General features: G+C 43.0%; 14 protein-coding genes. 6 read left to right on the top strand and 8 right to left on the bottom strand.

Annotated elements, in window-relative coordinates:
- The 6 genes from RHS_RS24000 to RHS_RS23975 all read right to left on the bottom strand — a co-directional run.
- The coding region (locus tag RHS_RS24000) for a discoidin domain-containing protein (RefSeq protein WP_047834583.1) at nucleotides 1–1,253 on the bottom strand (1,253 nt) is incomplete at its 3' end.
- 1,335 nt (nucleotides 1,254–2,588) lie between these two features.
- Entirely contained in the window at nucleotides 2,589–4,103 is a 1,515-nt protein-coding gene (locus tag RHS_RS23995; protein ID WP_395023477.1) for a sugar ABC transporter ATP-binding protein, read from the bottom strand.
- A gap of 41 nt (nucleotides 4,104–4,144) precedes the next feature.
- Nucleotides 4,145–5,236: a sugar ABC transporter substrate-binding protein gene (locus tag RHS_RS23990; RefSeq protein WP_047834582.1), complete on the bottom strand. Its 1,092-nt coding sequence runs from the start codon at nucleotides 5,234–5,236 to the stop codon at nucleotides 4,145–4,147.
- Nucleotides 5,237–5,320: 84 nt separating this feature from the next.
- Nucleotides 5,321–6,331, bottom strand: a complete 1,011-nt coding sequence (locus RHS_RS23985; RefSeq protein ID WP_047834581.1) for an ABC transporter permease — start codon at nucleotides 6,329–6,331, stop codon at nucleotides 5,321–5,323.
- 62 nt (nucleotides 6,332–6,393) lie between these two features.
- Nucleotides 6,394–7,632 (bottom strand): uroporphyrinogen decarboxylase family protein, encoded by a 1,239-nt coding sequence (locus tag RHS_RS23980; RefSeq protein ID WP_047834580.1) that lies wholly within the window; start codon nucleotides 7,630–7,632, stop codon nucleotides 6,394–6,396.
- Between the two features lie 31 nt (nucleotides 7,633–7,663).
- Nucleotides 7,664–7,987 (bottom strand): L-rhamnose mutarotase, encoded by a 324-nt coding sequence (locus RHS_RS23975; protein ID WP_027293344.1) that lies wholly within the window; start codon nucleotides 7,985–7,987, stop codon nucleotides 7,664–7,666.
- A gap of 354 nt (nucleotides 7,988–8,341) precedes the next feature.
- Here RHS_RS23975 and RHS_RS23970 point away from each other — a divergent pair, with 354 nt between their 5' ends.
- Nucleotides 8,342–10,642: an extracellular solute-binding protein gene (locus RHS_RS23970; RefSeq protein WP_047834579.1), complete on the top strand. Its 2,301-nt coding sequence runs from the start codon at nucleotides 8,342–8,344 to the stop codon at nucleotides 10,640–10,642.
- A 170-nt stretch (nucleotides 10,643–10,812) separates the two neighbouring features.
- Here the strand turns inward: RHS_RS23970 and RHS_RS23965 are convergent, their stop codons facing one another.
- Both RHS_RS23965 and RHS_RS23960 read right to left on the bottom strand, forming a co-directional pair.
- On the bottom strand, nucleotides 10,813–11,415 hold the full coding sequence (locus tag RHS_RS23965) for an adaptor protein MecA (protein WP_027293342.1): 603 nt from the start codon (nucleotides 11,413–11,415) through the stop codon (nucleotides 10,813–10,815).
- Between the two features lie 185 nt (nucleotides 11,416–11,600).
- Nucleotides 11,601–12,086: a hotdog domain-containing protein gene (locus RHS_RS23960; protein WP_047834585.1), complete on the bottom strand. Its 486-nt coding sequence runs from the start codon at nucleotides 12,084–12,086 to the stop codon at nucleotides 11,601–11,603.
- Between the two features lie 341 nt (nucleotides 12,087–12,427).
- On the opposite strand from RHS_RS23960, the gene RHS_RS23955 reads away from it, so the two are divergent.
- The 5 genes from RHS_RS23955 to RHS_RS23935 form a co-directional block, all read left to right on the top strand.
- Nucleotides 12,428–13,300: a DegV family protein gene (locus tag RHS_RS23955; RefSeq protein WP_047834578.1), complete on the top strand. Its 873-nt coding sequence runs from the start codon at nucleotides 12,428–12,430 to the stop codon at nucleotides 13,298–13,300.
- A 513-nt stretch (nucleotides 13,301–13,813) separates the two neighbouring features.
- A complete protein-coding gene (gene speD / locus RHS_RS23950) occupies nucleotides 13,814–14,575 on the top strand; it encodes an adenosylmethionine decarboxylase (protein ID WP_027293339.1) in 762 nt (253 codons plus the stop codon).
- 10 nt (nucleotides 14,576–14,585) lie between these two features.
- Nucleotides 14,586–16,040 carry an aminotransferase class I/II-fold pyridoxal phosphate-dependent enzyme gene (locus RHS_RS23945; RefSeq protein ID WP_047834577.1) on the top strand — a complete coding sequence of 485 codons (1,455 nt, stop codon included), beginning with the start codon at nucleotides 14,586–14,588 and terminating at the stop codon, nucleotides 16,038–16,040.
- Between the two features lie 4 nt (nucleotides 16,041–16,044).
- Nucleotides 16,045–16,896, top strand: a complete 852-nt coding sequence (speE, locus tag RHS_RS23940) for a polyamine aminopropyltransferase (RefSeq protein ID WP_047834576.1) — start codon at nucleotides 16,045–16,047, stop codon at nucleotides 16,894–16,896.
- A partial coding sequence (locus tag RHS_RS23935) for an arginase family protein (protein ID WP_047834584.1) occupies nucleotides 16,886–17,202 on the top strand: 317 nt, incomplete at its 3' end. The genes speE and RHS_RS23935, both read left to right, overlap by 11 nt.

Genomic DNA, 17,202 nt, shown 5'->3' with positions numbered 1-17,202 from the left:
TCATAAAGCAGCCTTCTGTCTGTCACATCCGCTTTATTGCCGGTCACAGAATCAACCTTTGTCCAGTTCACGCCATCCTCGCTGGTCTGCAGATCAAAAGAATCTGTATTTCTGTCTGCTCCTTTCCGGGATGTATAATTATCATGCTTCACATGCCAGCGGTTAAATTTAGTGGATACCTTCAGATCCACTATCAGATACTGTTCCTGTCCGATATCAGATACCCATCCTTCTGCCTGGGTTACGCCGCCCACGGCTTTTTCAGCTTCATGCCCCTGGGTCTGGCTGCTTGCATAAGCCGGCATCTGGTATACTTTATTATAGGGATGTTCCGATCCTTTATTATCGATAATCGGCATCTGGTATTCATCATTTTTGTAATAACCTTCCAATTGCCCGATTCTGGCAATTCCATCATCCCCTTCAGCAGTCGCTTGGGTAATATAGATCCGAAGATACCGGAAGCTCTGTGCCGGATTTAATTTTACTTCCGTACTGTCGGCTTCATTGCCAGTGATTTTTTCTACTGTAACCCAGTCTTCTTCCCCTGCATTTTCCGGCTTGATGCCATTCTTTAAAGTCTGAATCTCAAAATCCTTTGTATTGCGCCCGCTTCCCTTGCCGGACGTGTAATTGTCATGGCGCACAACCAGACGGTCCATAATCTCATTAAATCCCAGATCATATAAAATCCACTGGGGTGTACCTGTTTCTGCTGCTTCCCAGCCCGTAAAGTTTTCACCGTCTCCATTTAAATTTTTCAAATATAATCCGCCAGCAGTCAGCGCTGCCCCATGGTCCCGGGACTCAGAACTGGCTTTGACCTGGCTGCCATAAATCAGGTTATATTCATGTCCGGCTTCAGCAGGGGTTATTGTCAGCCCGCCCCCCGTTATAATCTGCGGTGTTCTTCCCACATACCCAAAATACAGTGAATTGTCTGACCAGAAATCATTGGATGATAAAAGCCAGGTTTTTTCCGTATCATTCCCATAAGAGGTGGCACCGATTTCTCCATTTCCCAAAAGTGCGGTACTGGGCATTTGCTGCGTGATAGCCTGATCATATTTTGTATTCGTCCAGACCGCTTTATCCGCAAATGTATCCATAATTCCGGAAATCTTTTCCCACTGCGCATCGCTGTTTCCACCTTCTGCCTTCGCCGTAAATGCCGGGCTGATACATGGTACCAGCATTGCCGTGCATAAAATTCCTGCCAATCCCTGCCATACTTTTCTTTTCTTCCTTCTCATAAATGAAACCCCCATTCCTTTTTTTCACAGTGAGACTAATCAAAACGCTTCCATGCAGCTGACCGTAATACCCTTTACTGTGATATTCATAAGTATAACAAATGGATTTTTCTTAGGAAATGCACATTCCTGAACAATGATGTGGAAAATCCGGAACAGTTTTTTGTTTTCTGACGCAAAAACACCGAAAAACTAGGTATTTGTAATTTTCGGTGTCAATATTTGGGTTTAGCTGATTAAATTACGCTTTGTAGATGGAGGTAGTGTACGGAAAGATGGGGGTGGGAAACTGATATGGACTCCGTCAGCTTGCCACAGAACTGGTATTTTCTAACCTTTCCGAAGCACTTTTTGGCGGCACGCGGGCATTCACCGAGAAATCCTGATGCATTTCTCGGTTCAGTGCCCGCTTAGTATCCGATGGGAGCCAGTCGAATACTATCCGCCAAAAAGCACTCCGGGAAGCTAAGTAAATACTCAGCTCTGCTCTACGCTTCCTCCGCCCATATCAGTTTCCCACCCCCATCTTTCCGAGATTCATGTTACCGCCACAAAGCTGGTTTTCTCAGCATGGTCGGACCCCTGGGCTGCGGCAGGCTGTTCTTTATTGGATGCAGCGTGATATGTTTCGGCTATATATGCGTAAAAGATGAAAGTTTGCTACTTTTTCTGGATTGAAGAGACAAATCACAGTGCTAAGTTTAGTTGTTTTATGCTATTCGTTTTCAGCATGATAGATGCCCTGGGGCTGAAGCTGTTTGTTCTTTATTTGATGGAACGCAGTATATTTTTGGCTGTTTATGCACAAAAGAAGATAAAAGCCTACTTTTTTTTCTGATCACAGAAAGAAAAACAAATCCCGTTCTCAAGATCAGTTACTTGACATCATAGCTTACACCAATCGCGTCTAGCATGCCACAACCCCAGGGTCCCACCACGCTGAGAAAACCAGCTTTGTATCAACGAATGCTATCTCGGAAAGAGAAGGGGGCGGACCAGGACATTGGTTTGGAAGGCTTATAGCAGAGCTGAGCATTTTTGGCGGATACAATTCGACCAGTACTGCATTGCAAAATGCAGTACTTCTCCCATCGGATTGTAAGCGGGCAGTGAGCTGCGAAATGCATCAGGATTTCGGAGCGAATGCCCGCGTGCCGCCAAAAAGTGCTCCGGGAAGGTTAGAAAATGCCAGTTCTGCGGTAAGCCTTCCAAACCAATGTCCTGGTCCGCCCCCTTCTCTTTCCGTACACTACCTCCATCTACAAAGCGTCCCTTCCTCAGCTAAACCCCAATATAATGCATTTAATAGAACATTACAAAACGTTCCCTGTAGTACTAAGCCATCAACTTACCAATCTCTCCGCTTACATCTTCATATCTTCGTTCCTCTGCATTCAGGTTATTTATTTCACCTGTGATTTTTTGATCCTTAAATACCAGGATGCGTCTGGCAAGGGTAATCATCTCAGGCATATCGGAAGAAATCAATATAATAGATTTTCCCTCATCCTTTGCAAGGCTCCAGATTAAATCATGGATATACTTTTTGGCTCCCACATCGACACCTACCGTAGGTTCGTCTATGATCAGCACATCACAGTCTGCTGCCAGCCATTTCCCGATACTGACCTTTTGCTGGTTACCGCCGGAGAGGCTTCCCACCCTGGTTTCTGCTGTAGGCGTTTTGATTTTCATTTTGTCGATCATGTAACGGATTGTTTTTTCTTCTTCCTTTATATTGATCTTCTTGAACTTATTGCGGATGCGGGACCAGATTGTTATGGTTGTATTGGTCCCAACCGAAAAGTCCAGAATCAAGCCTTCTTCTTTTCTGTTTTCCGATACATATCCGATGCCATACCGCTCCAGGCTGTCCTGTACGGAATTTATGGCTGCTTTTTTTCCTTTTACGTAAACTTCACCCTGATCCATTTTATCCGCACCGATCAAAAGCCGCACCAATTCTGTTCTTCCTGAGCCTACAAGCCCGTAAAAACCCAGTATCTCACCACGCTTTAACTGGAATCCAACTTGGTCGAACTGCCCATATGTGGTGATATTTTTTGCTTCCAGCACCACGTCTTCTTTCACATCCAGAAATCCCAGATGTTCATTTGACTCTTCCCGTCCAATCATCATTTTGACAATGTCCTGACGGGTAATTCCCACACAGCTTTTTGTCCCCACATATTTTCCGTCTCTCAGTACGGAGACTTTATCACAGAGTGCAATTACCTCTTCCAGCTTGTGAGATACAAATATGACTGCCACATTCTGTTCCTTTAAGCGCTTTACAATCTTAATCAGATTGTTGCTCTCATAGGTAGTCAATGATGATGTAGGTTCATCCAGAAGTATGTATTTTGCATTTGAGGACAAAGCTTTCGCTATTTGTATCAGCTGTTTTTGTGCAGCCGTCAGGTGTTCTATCTTCTGGGTAGGGCTGATGTCCAGACCCACAATGCGCAGATACTTGACCGCGGTCTCATTAATCCTTTTCCAGTCCACCACAAGCCCTTTTTTAAACTGGTCAATCCGGTCTAAAATAATGTTCTCAGCGACTGTTGACTCCGGAATCACCTGAATCTCCTGGCTTACCATATTGATATCATGGTCAACTGCATCCCTGAAATTCTTGATATCTGCCTTTTCTCCATCCAGATACACCTCTCCCATATCAGGATGGTAAATACCTGTTATAATTTTCATGAGGGTTGATTTTCCGGCTCCATTTTCACCCATTAGAGCGTGTATTTCGCCTTTGCGAAAACTCAGGGAAACATCATCCAGCGCTTTTACCCCCGGGAAGATTTTACTTATATTTTTTAATTCCAGCATACGAACCTCCACTAGGTGCCTCCTGGGGTAAATACTCCGGGAGGCACAATATTCTATTTCGTCAGATACTCGGTTGTAAGTTTCCCTAAGATATCCTGGGTTACCTGATCCAGTTCTGCTTCATAGGTAGTCTGATTATCTTTCGTAACAATAACATTTCCGGCATTGATAAAATACTGGCCATCCTTTACTTTATATCCTTCTCCCATATATTTTAAAATCATACAGGAAATGTAACCGTGACCTGCTGTATTCTGCGCAATTGTTGCATCTACAATACCATTCTCAATCCCTTTCATAACACCGGAGTCCGTATCAATGGCAACCGTATAGATATGCTTGTCATCTCCCTGTTTTTCGTAATAATCAGATAAAGTCTGTGTCATACCTACACTTGTAACCAGTCCGGTACAGACAATTCCATCAATCTTTCCAACGTTTGCAGAAAGTGCACTTTCAATTTTGCTGACTGCCTCTTCCTGGGTTTTAATTCCGGCTATTTCCTGTATGATCGTAACATCCGGATACTTAGCTACTGCTTCTTCCACACCTTCTTTACGAAGTGCAGTATTGGGATCTTCCAGTACTTCCAGTACATTTAAGATATTACCTTTTTCTCCCATCATCTTTATTACAGCTTCTGTTGCATCATATGCCGCCTGTTTTACATCGGTAGCTACTGCAAAGGAAGCAGTGGTAGGTTTTGCCGTATCGGTACCAAAATTAATGACATTAACCCCCATCTTTTTCGTAATTTCTTCATACAGGCCGTTAGCTCCGGACGCATCACAGGGATAGATGGACAGTGCATTTACTCCCTGGGCAATTAAAGCCTCCACTTTTTCATTTTCACTTGCCTGGGTCCAGTCTGGACCGATCTGGATTACGACTTCCACACCCTGGTCTTCCTGAAATTTCTCAACGCCTTTTTTAACTTCGTCGAAATAAGGATGGGGTGCCGGAGCATACCATGCAATCTTTGTTGCCGAATCGGAACCCGATTTTTCTTCCCCTGCTGGTTCTTTAGCATCCGCATCTGTCGTCTGACCTGATTTCGTCTCTTCTGTAGGTGCTTTTGGACTTCCGCATGCACATAATCCCGTTACTAATACTGCACATAATAAAGTTGCCATCATTTTCTTCATATTATTTATTCTCCTTTTCTTAGGAGCTTTATAGCTCCTGCTTTCTATGTAATACAACCTGATTCACTGCATCCTGAGATGCCCCTATGCCTGCTGCTTCTTTTTCAACTCCTGCTTCAGCTTCCTGCTGTTCATGATAGATTTAATGCTGTCTAAGGAAACCGCCAGCAAAAGAATTAATCCCAGATACGCTTGTTCGTAATAAATATTAGCATTTAACATAACAAGTCCGTTCTTTACCATAACAATCAGAAATCCTGCAAAGAATACTCCAATTGGATTAAATACACCGCCCTTTAACGCCGTTCCGCCAATTACTGCCACCGCAAAGGATATAACCATCCAGTCTACACCTGTAGACGGCTGTGCAGATCCGGTTCTGGATATCCATAGCAGCCCTGCAATTGCTGCAAATAATCCGGATCCCACATTTGCCAGAATAATCATTTTATTGGTATTGACACCGGACATTCTTGCGGCTTCCACGTTGCCTCCCGTAGACAAAATGCGCCGTCCGGTCACCGTATATTTAAAGAAATATCCCAGTATCAGCAAAGCAATCGCTGCCATCCAGAGAAGAAACGGAATTCCAAGAAACCCTTCCCTTCCCAGGAACGTAAAGTTTTCCGGTATCTCATTATACGGATACCCCTGGGATATACCGTTGATTAATCCGGTAAATATAAAGGAAGTAGCCAGGGTAACTACAAATGAGTTTAATTTTAAAGTTGTAATAATCACTCCGTTTATGCAGCCTGCTGCTACACCTACTGCCAGGCCTGCCAATACCGCTGCCACCGGCGGAAGCCCCAATACCTGCATACTATAACCGGCAGCGACAACTGTCATACCCCCGATATATCCAAGCGATAAATTCATACCGCCTACAATGACTACCAATGCCTGCCCAATTGCAATGAATATATAAATTGCAGCCGTTCTTCCCATATTGAATAAATTATAGGCGGTAAAAAAGCTGTCTGAAAATGCTGTAAAAATAATTCCCAGAGCCAGTACTGCCGCAATTACCGTCACCTCACTTCTTGCAAACAATTTTTTCAGCTGGCTTTTGTTGACTTTATTGCCCTTTTCCATTTCTTAATACTCCTTTCATGCCATTACATGCTATCTTTAACTATCGCAAATTGTCACTTAACCTATCTGGCATCAGCCACTGCCCGATACATTGCCAGCAAATTCTCCGGCGGTACATCCGGCATAATATTGTGTTCCTGATTGAACACAAATCCTCCGTCCTGATAGAAGATATCAATCATCCTCCTGGTGTAGTCATATACTTCCCCGGGAGTGGATCTGTTAAGAACAGACCGGGTATTGCATCCACCGCCCCAAAAGGTAATGTCTCTGCCAAATTCTCTTTTTAATACCTGCGGATCCATCTGGTACGCAGTGGTCTGAACCGGATTAATCACATCATATCCCGCATCGATGAGATCTCCCATTATCGGGTAAATAGAACCACAGGAGTGTAAAAATGTCTTCATGCTGCTGTGCTTGTGGACATATTCATTTAACTTCTTATGATAGGGCTTAAAGAGGGTCTGATATTTCTCCTGAGACATAAACATTCCGGTATCCATTCCCAGGTCATCTCCAAATCTGAGAATATCCACAATATCTCCCACTGACTCACATACCTTTTCCAGGGTGGCCAAATGGCGCTCCATCAGTTCTCCTACCAATATCTCTACATTTTCCGGATCTGCATAAGTGTCCATAAGAAAATTATCCATTCTTCTTAAGAAGGTTCCCCATTCAAAAAGGTTACATCCGCAGGTTATCATAAGTGCCCGGTCTGTCGTCGCCCTCATTTTGAGTGTGCGCTCCCGAAGCTGTTTATAAAAATCCGGCTCTGCGGCATGATCCCAGGGACTATGTACCAGCGCGCTCCACAGTACTTTTCCCATTTGATGGTCCAGGTCACGATAGTCATCCGGGTAATCGTCACAATATGGGAAATATGTCTGGTCAAAAAACGTTGCTCCTACCGGCATTTTAGCAATGGTGGTTCCTTCCTTGTCAATCACCAGATAATCCCCGTTTTCCTGTTTCTGTGGATGGAACCATTTGGGATACTGCCCAACAGATCCATCTGCTAAAGTAATGTCGTACCAGTCGCTGTCTTTTTCATTAAATGCCCTTCCAATATCAATTACATCTACTCCGAACATATCCATAATATTATCTTCCGGCTGTACAACCTGCTGTACTACATCAAAGATTCTCGTATGTCCTCCCGTCAGGTTCAAATGCTTCTTTAACTTGTTATAGGCAATTGCCGATATACCCGAGCTGGGTGTTCCCCCTAAATCCAGAGGAACATAATCCGGCTGCTTGTGTCCGATTGATGTTAATATCCGTTCTCTTGATGTCATATTAATCTCCTTTTCTCTAAACGTTTAGATTTTAATCTAAATGATAAACCTCATTCATTTCAGCCCACCATTCACCTTCTGCAGCCGATTCCACCGGCTCCTGACATGGATCACATAGCCCCCACCACTCCTGTGTCTTGGGATCATCTGCCATCTTCTTCATATCCGCTTCGTAGTCATTTCCCGTATATTCATAGTAGCTGAATAAATAGCCATCCCGGTAATATATGGAATAATTACTGATATTGCATTCTTTGATCTTTGCATTGATCTCCGGCCAAGGCTGTGCATGCAAAGCTTTATAAGTTTCTAAAAATTCTTCTTTAACCTTGATTACCTGCCCGTATCTTCTCATATGAATTTTCCTCCATTTCTAATTTTCCAAAGCATAATCAAGCGCCTGTTCAATTATTACTTTTTCACATTTTCGTTTCGATTTTAGTATCACTCTGGTATATCTCATTCCCGCTTTCGTCATATTGTACAATATGTAAGTGATTTTACATCTCTTTTTCGTTTTTTTATTGTTCATCTGATATTTACATTATATATTCTTAATCATTATTTACAATAGGTTTTCTAAAATATAAATCTAAACGTTTAGATATATTGACTGTTTTATGATTTCATGATAACTTCTTATTAACCGGTACTGCAAAATGTTAATTTCAGTACCAGATTCTCTTTAAGATAAGGGGGTATGCCATACATGGCAACTTTAAATGATGTTGCTAGAGATGCCGGTGTATCTATTGCAACAGTTTCCTGTTGTCTCAGCGGAAAACGCCAGGTGAAGCCGGAAACAAAAATGAAAGTTATGGATTCCATAGAAAAACTGAAATATATACCCAACGCCTCGGCCAGAAACTTGAAATTATCTGCTACCAACCGCATTGGCGTTGTACTCACTGATATTGACAACCACTATCATGCAGAAATATTTAAAGGAATTTCATCTTATCTGCAGAATAAAGACTATACGATCAGTGTGGCATTTTCTAATAATTCACCGGATATTGAATGCGAGAAAATCGAAGATTTTGTGAGTCAGAACGTATCAGGGCTTTTAATTATAACCTGCCAGCCGCAGAACACAGAATTTTTTCAAAACAGGATTAAGAATTTTAATATTCCGGCTGTCTTTATTGAACGGAGGCCTCATAATGTAGATGTCAGTTTTGCCGGTTTTGACAACTACCGCACTACCTGTTTTATTACTGAAAAACTATTATCCAAAGGTTACCGAAACATTGCACTAATTACCGGAGCTTCTCACTTTTCTTCAGAAAAAGACTGTATATGCGGATACCAGACAGCCTTTCAAAATTATGGGTTGAAATTCGATGATACGCTGGTCTGCAATACTAATATGACAAAAGAAGATGCATTTAAATCCACCATGCATCGACTCAGCGGCAAACCGGTTGAAGCAGTCATCACCTCTTCCGAGAACATCGCTTATGGCGTGCTGGAAGCATTCCAGATCCAGGGACGCAACGTTCCCCGTGATATCCAGGTTATCACACTTGGCGAGGAAAGCTGGAACAGTTCTGCCAAACTGCCGGGGACCATTTATACTTCCAGAACAGCTTTTACTCTGGGTACGGAGGCATCCCGCCTATTGGCAAAAAATATTGAATCCCCTATGTTTTTCGAAGAAAAATTACTGAATTTTACCGACAACATAACAGACTCCTCACTGGACTTTCCAAAACCTCCATCCTTACCTCTGCCATCTGCCGTGCCCCTGAAAAAGGCCCCGGTACTACGTGCTCTAATGGTGGACCTGGACACTTCCCATTCTACGAAACTCCTGACCAGTTCATTTACCAGGGAATCCGGAATTTCTGTAGAATTCGATTTTGTTCCGCAAAATAACCTTTTGAATAAAATCATCGAAGATATTGACCGGTCCCGCAATTATTATGATATCTATATGTATGATGTGCCCTGGCTGGAGTATATGGTGCAAAACTCACTGGTGTCGGAAATCACCGATTTCATTGCCAATGGAAGCTTTAACCCGCTTTTACTCTTTGATGAAAACATGGACAACTGCTGTTATGAAAACCGCTACTATGGTATTCCCATTATAGGCGGATCCCAGATCATGTTTTACCGCAAGGACCTCTTTGAAAAGCGGGACCTGATTAAGTCATTTAAAAATAAATATAAGATCTCCCTGCGTCCGCCCAAGACCTGGACGGAATTTAACGGAATAGCCAATTTTTTCACACGTTCCTGTAACCCTGATTCACCCACCATTTATGGTACTTCCTTTGCCGGAAGCATGGATGAAGAACTGGCACCGGAAATTCTGATACGCCTCTGGTCTTTTGGCGGAAAGTTATGGGATAAATACAACCGGGTATGCATGAATACTCCCGAAAATATAAAAGCATTCCGCCATATATTAGAGACATTACACTATGTAGAGCAGTCCCCTTTTGAGACATCCATACAAAAAACTGTCTCAGATTTTTACTCCGGGAAAACCGCAATTCTTCTTACATATACGGAATACGCAGCACAAATCAGCAACAGTATTCATGAAAATATCATAGGACGGGTAGGATATGAACCCATTCCCGGCAAAACTCCGGTAAGCATCGGCTGGAATTTCGGCCTGAATCCGTTCACTACAAAGTCAGAAGAGATATTCCAATATTTTAACTGGCTCTGCCAGCCGGATACAAGCAGCTACATGACAATTCTGGATGGACAGTCACCGGTTATCGCACCTTACCACAGCCATGAACTTATGAAATTGTATCCCTGGATGGAATTAACCGAAAAAAGTTTTGCCTATTGCCGCAAAAGAAACGGACCTTACCGAAGCAGGTCCCTGATAATCCCCCAGAACAAGATCGAATCAATTCTCTGCGGGGTGCTGAGAAATATATTAGAAAAGAGCTATACCATAGAAGACGCACTGATCCAGGGTCAGACAAAGCTGGAAGCCCTTTTCCGTTCCTATGGGTATCCGAAACCGCTTCACTTTATTAAATAGATATTGGGGTTTTACTTACAAAAGATGCTTTGTAAGTGAGAATTGTGCCGGGTAAGATAGGACGTAGAAGGATCATATAGACGTAAAATTCACCAGAGCGTGTTTAAAATTGCTTTCTGACACGCTCTGGCAGTACCGGCACCAAATAGTCCCCCACTCCCGCCAATTACTTAACTGAGAACCCGTAATTTCTGCAATGCATCCTTTTCCAATATACATTCAGAATGTTCACACAGCAGTGCCTTTTGTCCTCTGGTGACCGATTCCACATCTGCAAATTCAGCCAGATTAATGGTACACCATGCCATCTGTTCTCCCTCGTCCTTATTGGGTTCTACAAACAGAAGGTATTCTCCTTCAAATTTGTATAGTGCATTTTCCAATGGAATCTCCGTATTGATAAGCCTTGATACCCGAATTACATCATCCAGTTGTGCAAATTCATAAAGCAGATGTAATTCTTCTTCTGATCCCAGTGTATGTTCAACCGATTTTTCCTTTGACTGGTTTTCTTCTGTTTTTGGCAGCTGTTCTTTTCTTGTAATGGAAAATGTGATTCCGCTTGCCGATAATTCCTGAAGCTGACAATGAAGGAGATAACCTTCCACCTGGAACATTAAATCTTTTTCAGCTTTCCTCATTGCTTCCTGGAATAGTGTGCGTGCTTTTTGCGTCCCGTATAAAAAATCGTTGACATTGAGTTTATATTCGATAAAGTCCTCTCTATTCAGTGACCACAGAAGCCTTGAATCATTCACTTTTTCTATTTTCATGGTTATTTCCCCCTTTCCAGACCATGTAAATTCAAAATGGTATTATTATATTTGTTATACTGTAACTATAACAAATTATTATGTAAACAGCAATAGGCAGATGCAAATTTATAGAAATTTAATCTATTTGTAAAAAAATGCTGTATTTACCAATTAAATAACTGGCAAATACAGCATTTTCCATTTTAATATCCTTCCTGCCTTCTGGTTTTCCGTAGCTGGTACCTCTTCTCTCCGCCTTCCCATTCAGCCCGGGCAGCTTCCGTTTCCAGTGCCAATCCCGGTATCCGTACAGGAGTCCCCTCCTTGTCAATTGCCACCATAACCACATATGCCCGGTTGATCACTTTTCTGGTTCCGTTAAGCTCTTCTACATAGGTATCCACTCTCACTTCCATAGAAGTCCTTCCCACATAAGTAATCTTTCCGATAAGTACAACGGTCTGGTTCAGGTATGCAGCCGATTTAAACTGTAAATTATCAATTGCCGCTGTGGTAACTTCTGTCTGTGCATGCCGTTTTGCCACAATACCGGCAATCTCATCTATCCATTGCATCAGCATACCTCCGAACAGCCTGCCATATCCGTTAATATGTCCCGGCATCAGCAGATAGGAATTTTCTGTCCTGGATTCTTCTGCTTTCTTAACCTGTGTCTGCTCCTTAATCATTATTTCCTCCATCCTGTATATTTCAATCTTAAATCTTTCAATATTGAATTCTTCATTCTTGAATCTTCCAATCTTGAATCCTTCATTCTTGAATCTTTCAATCTTGAATCCTTCATTCTTGAATCTTTCAATTTTGAATCTTTCAATCAAAACCGGCAAAAGCAGATCTTTCAATTAATCCGCCTGTCTGTTCTCTGCAGTTCATTATATTACGCGGCATGTCAGTTGTCAAAAAATTACGGTCTGTTTCCTCTTATTTTATCATTGACAACCCTATTTTTTTCATATACTATATACTTTGATAATCAAATCTTTTGAATATATAACAAAAGGAGATTCCCATGAACGATTTTGTAATCACTACTGATTCCAATTCCGACATTCCTTCGGAATACATAGAAAAATATAATTTAACCATTATTCCTCAATATTATGCTTTCGGGGACGAGGTATTTGGGGATGAGAAGCATCTATCTCCATCTGAATTTTATAAAAAGATGAGGGAAGGTGCACTACCCACTTCCATGGCTAACAATCCCGCAGTGATACGCCAGCGCTTTGAATCCCTGCTGGAACAAGGTCTGGATATTCTGCATATTGCATTTTCCTCAAACCTGAGCGGTAGTTATAATAATGTGGCAGTTGCCGCTGGTGAACTTATGGAAGAATATCCCGGTTCCCGGATTCAGGTAATTGACTCCTTAACGGTATCTCTTGGAGAAACACTGCTTCTCCTTCGTGCGCTGGATCTAAAGGCTGATGGTAAATCCATAGATGACATAACCGCTGTTCTGGAAGAAGAAAAACTTCACGGCAATGTGCAGTTTACCGTAGATGACCTGCACCATCTGCAGCGTGGAGGAAGAGTATCCAAAGTTGCTGCCGTATTCGGCAGTATGATTAATATTAAGCCTATACTGTATGTGAATCCGGAAGGAAAACTCGTGCCGCTGGCAACGGTTCGCGGACGTAAAAAATCTCTTTCAGCCTTAGTGGAAAATATGAAAGAAACCCTGGAAGAAAACTATGACAAGAGCCGTCCGGTGGGAATCATCCATGGCGACTGCATACAGGATGCTGAATTTGCCGCTTCACAGATACGGGAAAAACTGGGATTTGAAAATATTATAATTAATGACGTCAGTCCCAGTATCGGTACACATGCCGGTCCAGGTGCACTTGGTTTGTGCTATTATGGAAAGGTACGCTCATAATTTTTTGTTGACTTCCCAGACCACCTATGCTATATTGAAGTCGTATGGAAAAACAGATTTATCAGGTCTTCCCATGCAAATATTTTTGACCACTTTCACTTTGGAAAGTTTAGGCCATGCGGACAGCCGGGTCAACTGCCGATTGGCAACATTTGTTGCCTTATTGATTGAGTTAAAAGCTCAAATTTTATAAGTTGGTTACTTCATAACCAGTGTGCATCCTGGCACATCAAACTTGTGAAACGGTCAATAAGAGTAGTAAAAGTAAAATATTTGCTATATAGACTCTGATCCCTATATCTGTTTTTGAATCGGAATACTTAAGATGAATCTACATACCTTTATTGGGGGGCTCATCTTTTTGATATATGCAAATTCAAATTCAGAATAATATAACGCAAGTGATGGACAGTTTGTACCGGCGCTTGCGTTATTTTTTTGCCTGTCAGACAGGGAAATAAAGGCCGGAGCGCGTTTATAAAATACCTTTTGGTGGATAAAGGAGGTACGAATATGGAAAATAAGTTAAAGCTCTACGGCTTTAATAATCTGACGAAAGCCTTGAGCTTTAATATTTATGATGTCTGTTATGCCAAGACTCCCAGAGAACAGAAGGATTATATTGCTTATATTGATGAACAGTACAATTCAGAAAGGCTGCGGGCCATCCTGACGCATCTGGTTGATATGATCGGCGGCACGATCCTGAATATTTCCAGCCAGGATTATGAACCGCAGGGTGCTTCCGTCACAATCCTCATTGCAGAGGATCACATGGTTCCTGCCGGAGGCGATACCGTTGTGGCACATCTGGATAAAAGCCACGTGACGGTACATACCTATCCGGAATATCATCCGGATACCTGCCTCGCCACATTCCGTGTAGATATTGATGTGGCTACCTGCGGTGAGATTACACCCCTCTCCACCCTGGATTACCTGATCAGTTCCTTTGATTCAGATATTATCACGATGGACTACCGGGTACGGGGTTTCACCAGGGATGTATATGGTAACAAATTATTTATGGACCACTATATGACATCGATTCAGAATTATATAAAAGAAGAAACACTCCGCAAATATGATGCTGTTGATATTAACGTTTACGATGCCAATCTGTTCCATACCAAAATGCTGATAAAGGAAATCGATCTGCAAAATTATCTCTTTAATGCAGATGTTTATGAACTTCCACCCAGAGCCAGGCTTGAAATTATGGGAAGCCTGCGCAGGGAAATGATTGAAATTTTCAGCGGAAGAAATATATATTAGGAGGCAAGTTATGGGAAATCATGCTCAATCCCATGCCCCGATCTATGAGGCACTGGAACGTTTTAAACGAATGCGGGTCGTCCCTTTCGATGTCCCCGGACATAAAAGAGGACGTGGAAACCCTGAACTTGTGGAATTATTAGGCGAAGGTTGTGTCAGTATCGACGTAAATTCCATGAAGCCGCTGGATAATCTCTGCCACCCCATATCGGTTATTAAAGAAGCGGAGGAACTTGCTGCAGAAGCATTTGGCGCTGCAAACGCTTTCTTAATGGTTGGCGGTACGACATCTGCTGTTCAGAGCATGGTGCTCACTGCCTGCAAACGCGGGGATAAGATTATCCTTCCACGTAATGTACACCGAAGCGTCATTAATGCGCTGGTACTCTGCGGTGCAAAACCGGTATATGTCAATCCGGATATGGATCACAAGCTTGGCATTGCTCTTGGAATGAAAGTTTCACAGGTAGAACAGGCGATAGCCGAGCACCCCGATGCCGTCGCTATCTTAATCAACAACCCAACCTACTACGGCATATGCTCCAACTTAAAAGCCATTGTGGATCTCGCCCACCGGCATAACATGCTGGCTCTGGCTGATGAAGCTCATGGGACCCATTTTTACTTCGGTGAGGATATGCCTATATCAGCCATGGCAGCCGGAGCTGATATGGCTTCCGTCAGTATGCATAAATCCGGAGGCAGCTTAACACAGAGTTCTTTTTTACTCACCGGACCAAATGTAAGCGAGGGCTATACCCGGCAGATCATCAATCTGACCCAGACCACCAGCGGGTCTTACCTGCTTCTCTCCAGCCTTGATATTTCCAGACGTAATCTGGCACTTCGCGGCAGGGAAGAATTTGCAAAGGTACGCGCTCTTGCACAATATGCCCGAAGTGAAATCAATGCAATCGGAGGCTATTACGCTTATTGCCGTGAGATTATCAATGATAACAGTATTTATGACTTTGATGTGACAAAGCTTTCTGTTCACACACTGGATATCGGACTTGCAGGAATAGAAGTTTATGATATTCTCAGGGACGAATACGATATTCAGATTGAGTTTGGCGATATCGGCAATATTCTGGCATATATTTCTATTGGTGACCGCAGGCAGGATATTGAGCGCCTTGTGAGTGCTTTAGCCGAAATTAAGCGCCGTTACCAGAAGGATAAAGCCGGCATGCTGACCCAGGAATATATAGACCCCCAGGTGGTAGTTACTCCCCAGGAAGCATTTTATGCAGAAAAAGAATCTCTTCCTATCCGTGAAACAGCCGGAAGGGTTTGCAGTGAATTTGTCATGTGCTATCCTCCGGGCATCCCGATTCTGGCTCCCGGGGAAAAAATCACCCAGGGAATTCTGGAATACATTGAATACGCAAAAATGAAAGGCTGCTCCATGACAGGTCCTGAAGATCCTGACATCGGACACCTGAATGTCTTAAAAGGAGTGTGATTATATGGAGCTATGGTTTTCTGAACAGCATACCCCTCATGTAAAGCTGTCAATCCGCGTGAACAGACAGTTATTCAGCGGGCAGAGTGATTTTCAGAGAATAGATGTTTTTGAATCAAAAGAGTTCGGACGTTTTCTTACCTTAGACGGCTATATGATGCTGACGGAAAAAGATGAGTTCATCTATCACGAAATGATCACTCATGTTCCGCTTGCCGTCCATCCCTGTGTGAAAAAAGTCCTTGTGATCGGTGCCGGTGACGGAGGCGTTATCCGGGAGCTGACCCGTTATACCGGCATTGAACAAATCGATATGGTGGAAATAGATCCCCTGGTGGTAGAAGTCTGCAGAAAATATCTGCCTCAGACCTCCTGCCGCCTGGATGATCCCAGAGTCAGTATCTTCTATGAAGACGGTCTGAGATTTATCCGATCCAGAGAAAACGAATACGACTTGATTATCGTTGACTCCACTGATCCGTTTGGCCCGGGAGAAGGATTGTTCACCAAAGAATTTTATGGCAATTGCTATAAAGCCCTGAAAGAAGACGGCATAATGGTTAATCAGCACGAAAGCCCATTTTATGCTGATGATGCTATTGCGTGCCAGCGGGCGCACAAAAGGATTGTTGAGAGCTTTCCCATTAGCCGGGTCTATCAGGCTCACATACCAACCTATCCGTCCGGGCACTGGCTTTTTGGCTTTGCTTCCAAGCGGTACCATCCGGTACATGACTTGAATGCGGTTGGTTGGAATCTGCTAGGAATTAACACCCGTTACTATACACCCCGGGTGCATGCCGGAGCTTTTGCACTACCAGCTTATGTAGAGGAGTTATTAAGAGATGTTGAATAAAAATATAGAAACTTTTATCGGTTGTGACGCAGAGTATTCGGATGCAAAGATTGTTCTGTTTGGGGCTCCGTTTGACTCTACCACTTCTTTCCGTCCGGGTACCCGTTTCGGAAGCAAGGCGATCAGATCCGAATCCTTTGGTCTGGAAACCTATAGCCCTTATCAGGATAAAGACCTGAGTGACATGCAGATTTTTGACAGCGGTGATCTTGAACTTTGCTTCGGAGATACTGCACTTGCCCTGCAGGATATACAGGACCGTGCAGCAACAATCCTGCAGGACGGGAAACTGCCTCTGCTCATCGG

The organism is Robinsoniella sp. RHS (assembly GCF_001029355.1).
GTDB classification, from domain to species: domain Bacteria; phylum Bacillota; class Clostridia; order Lachnospirales; family Lachnospiraceae; genus Robinsoniella; species Robinsoniella peoriensis.
Note: the sequence above shows the minus strand (reverse complement) of the source record. Positions and strands in the feature narration are given on the sequence as shown.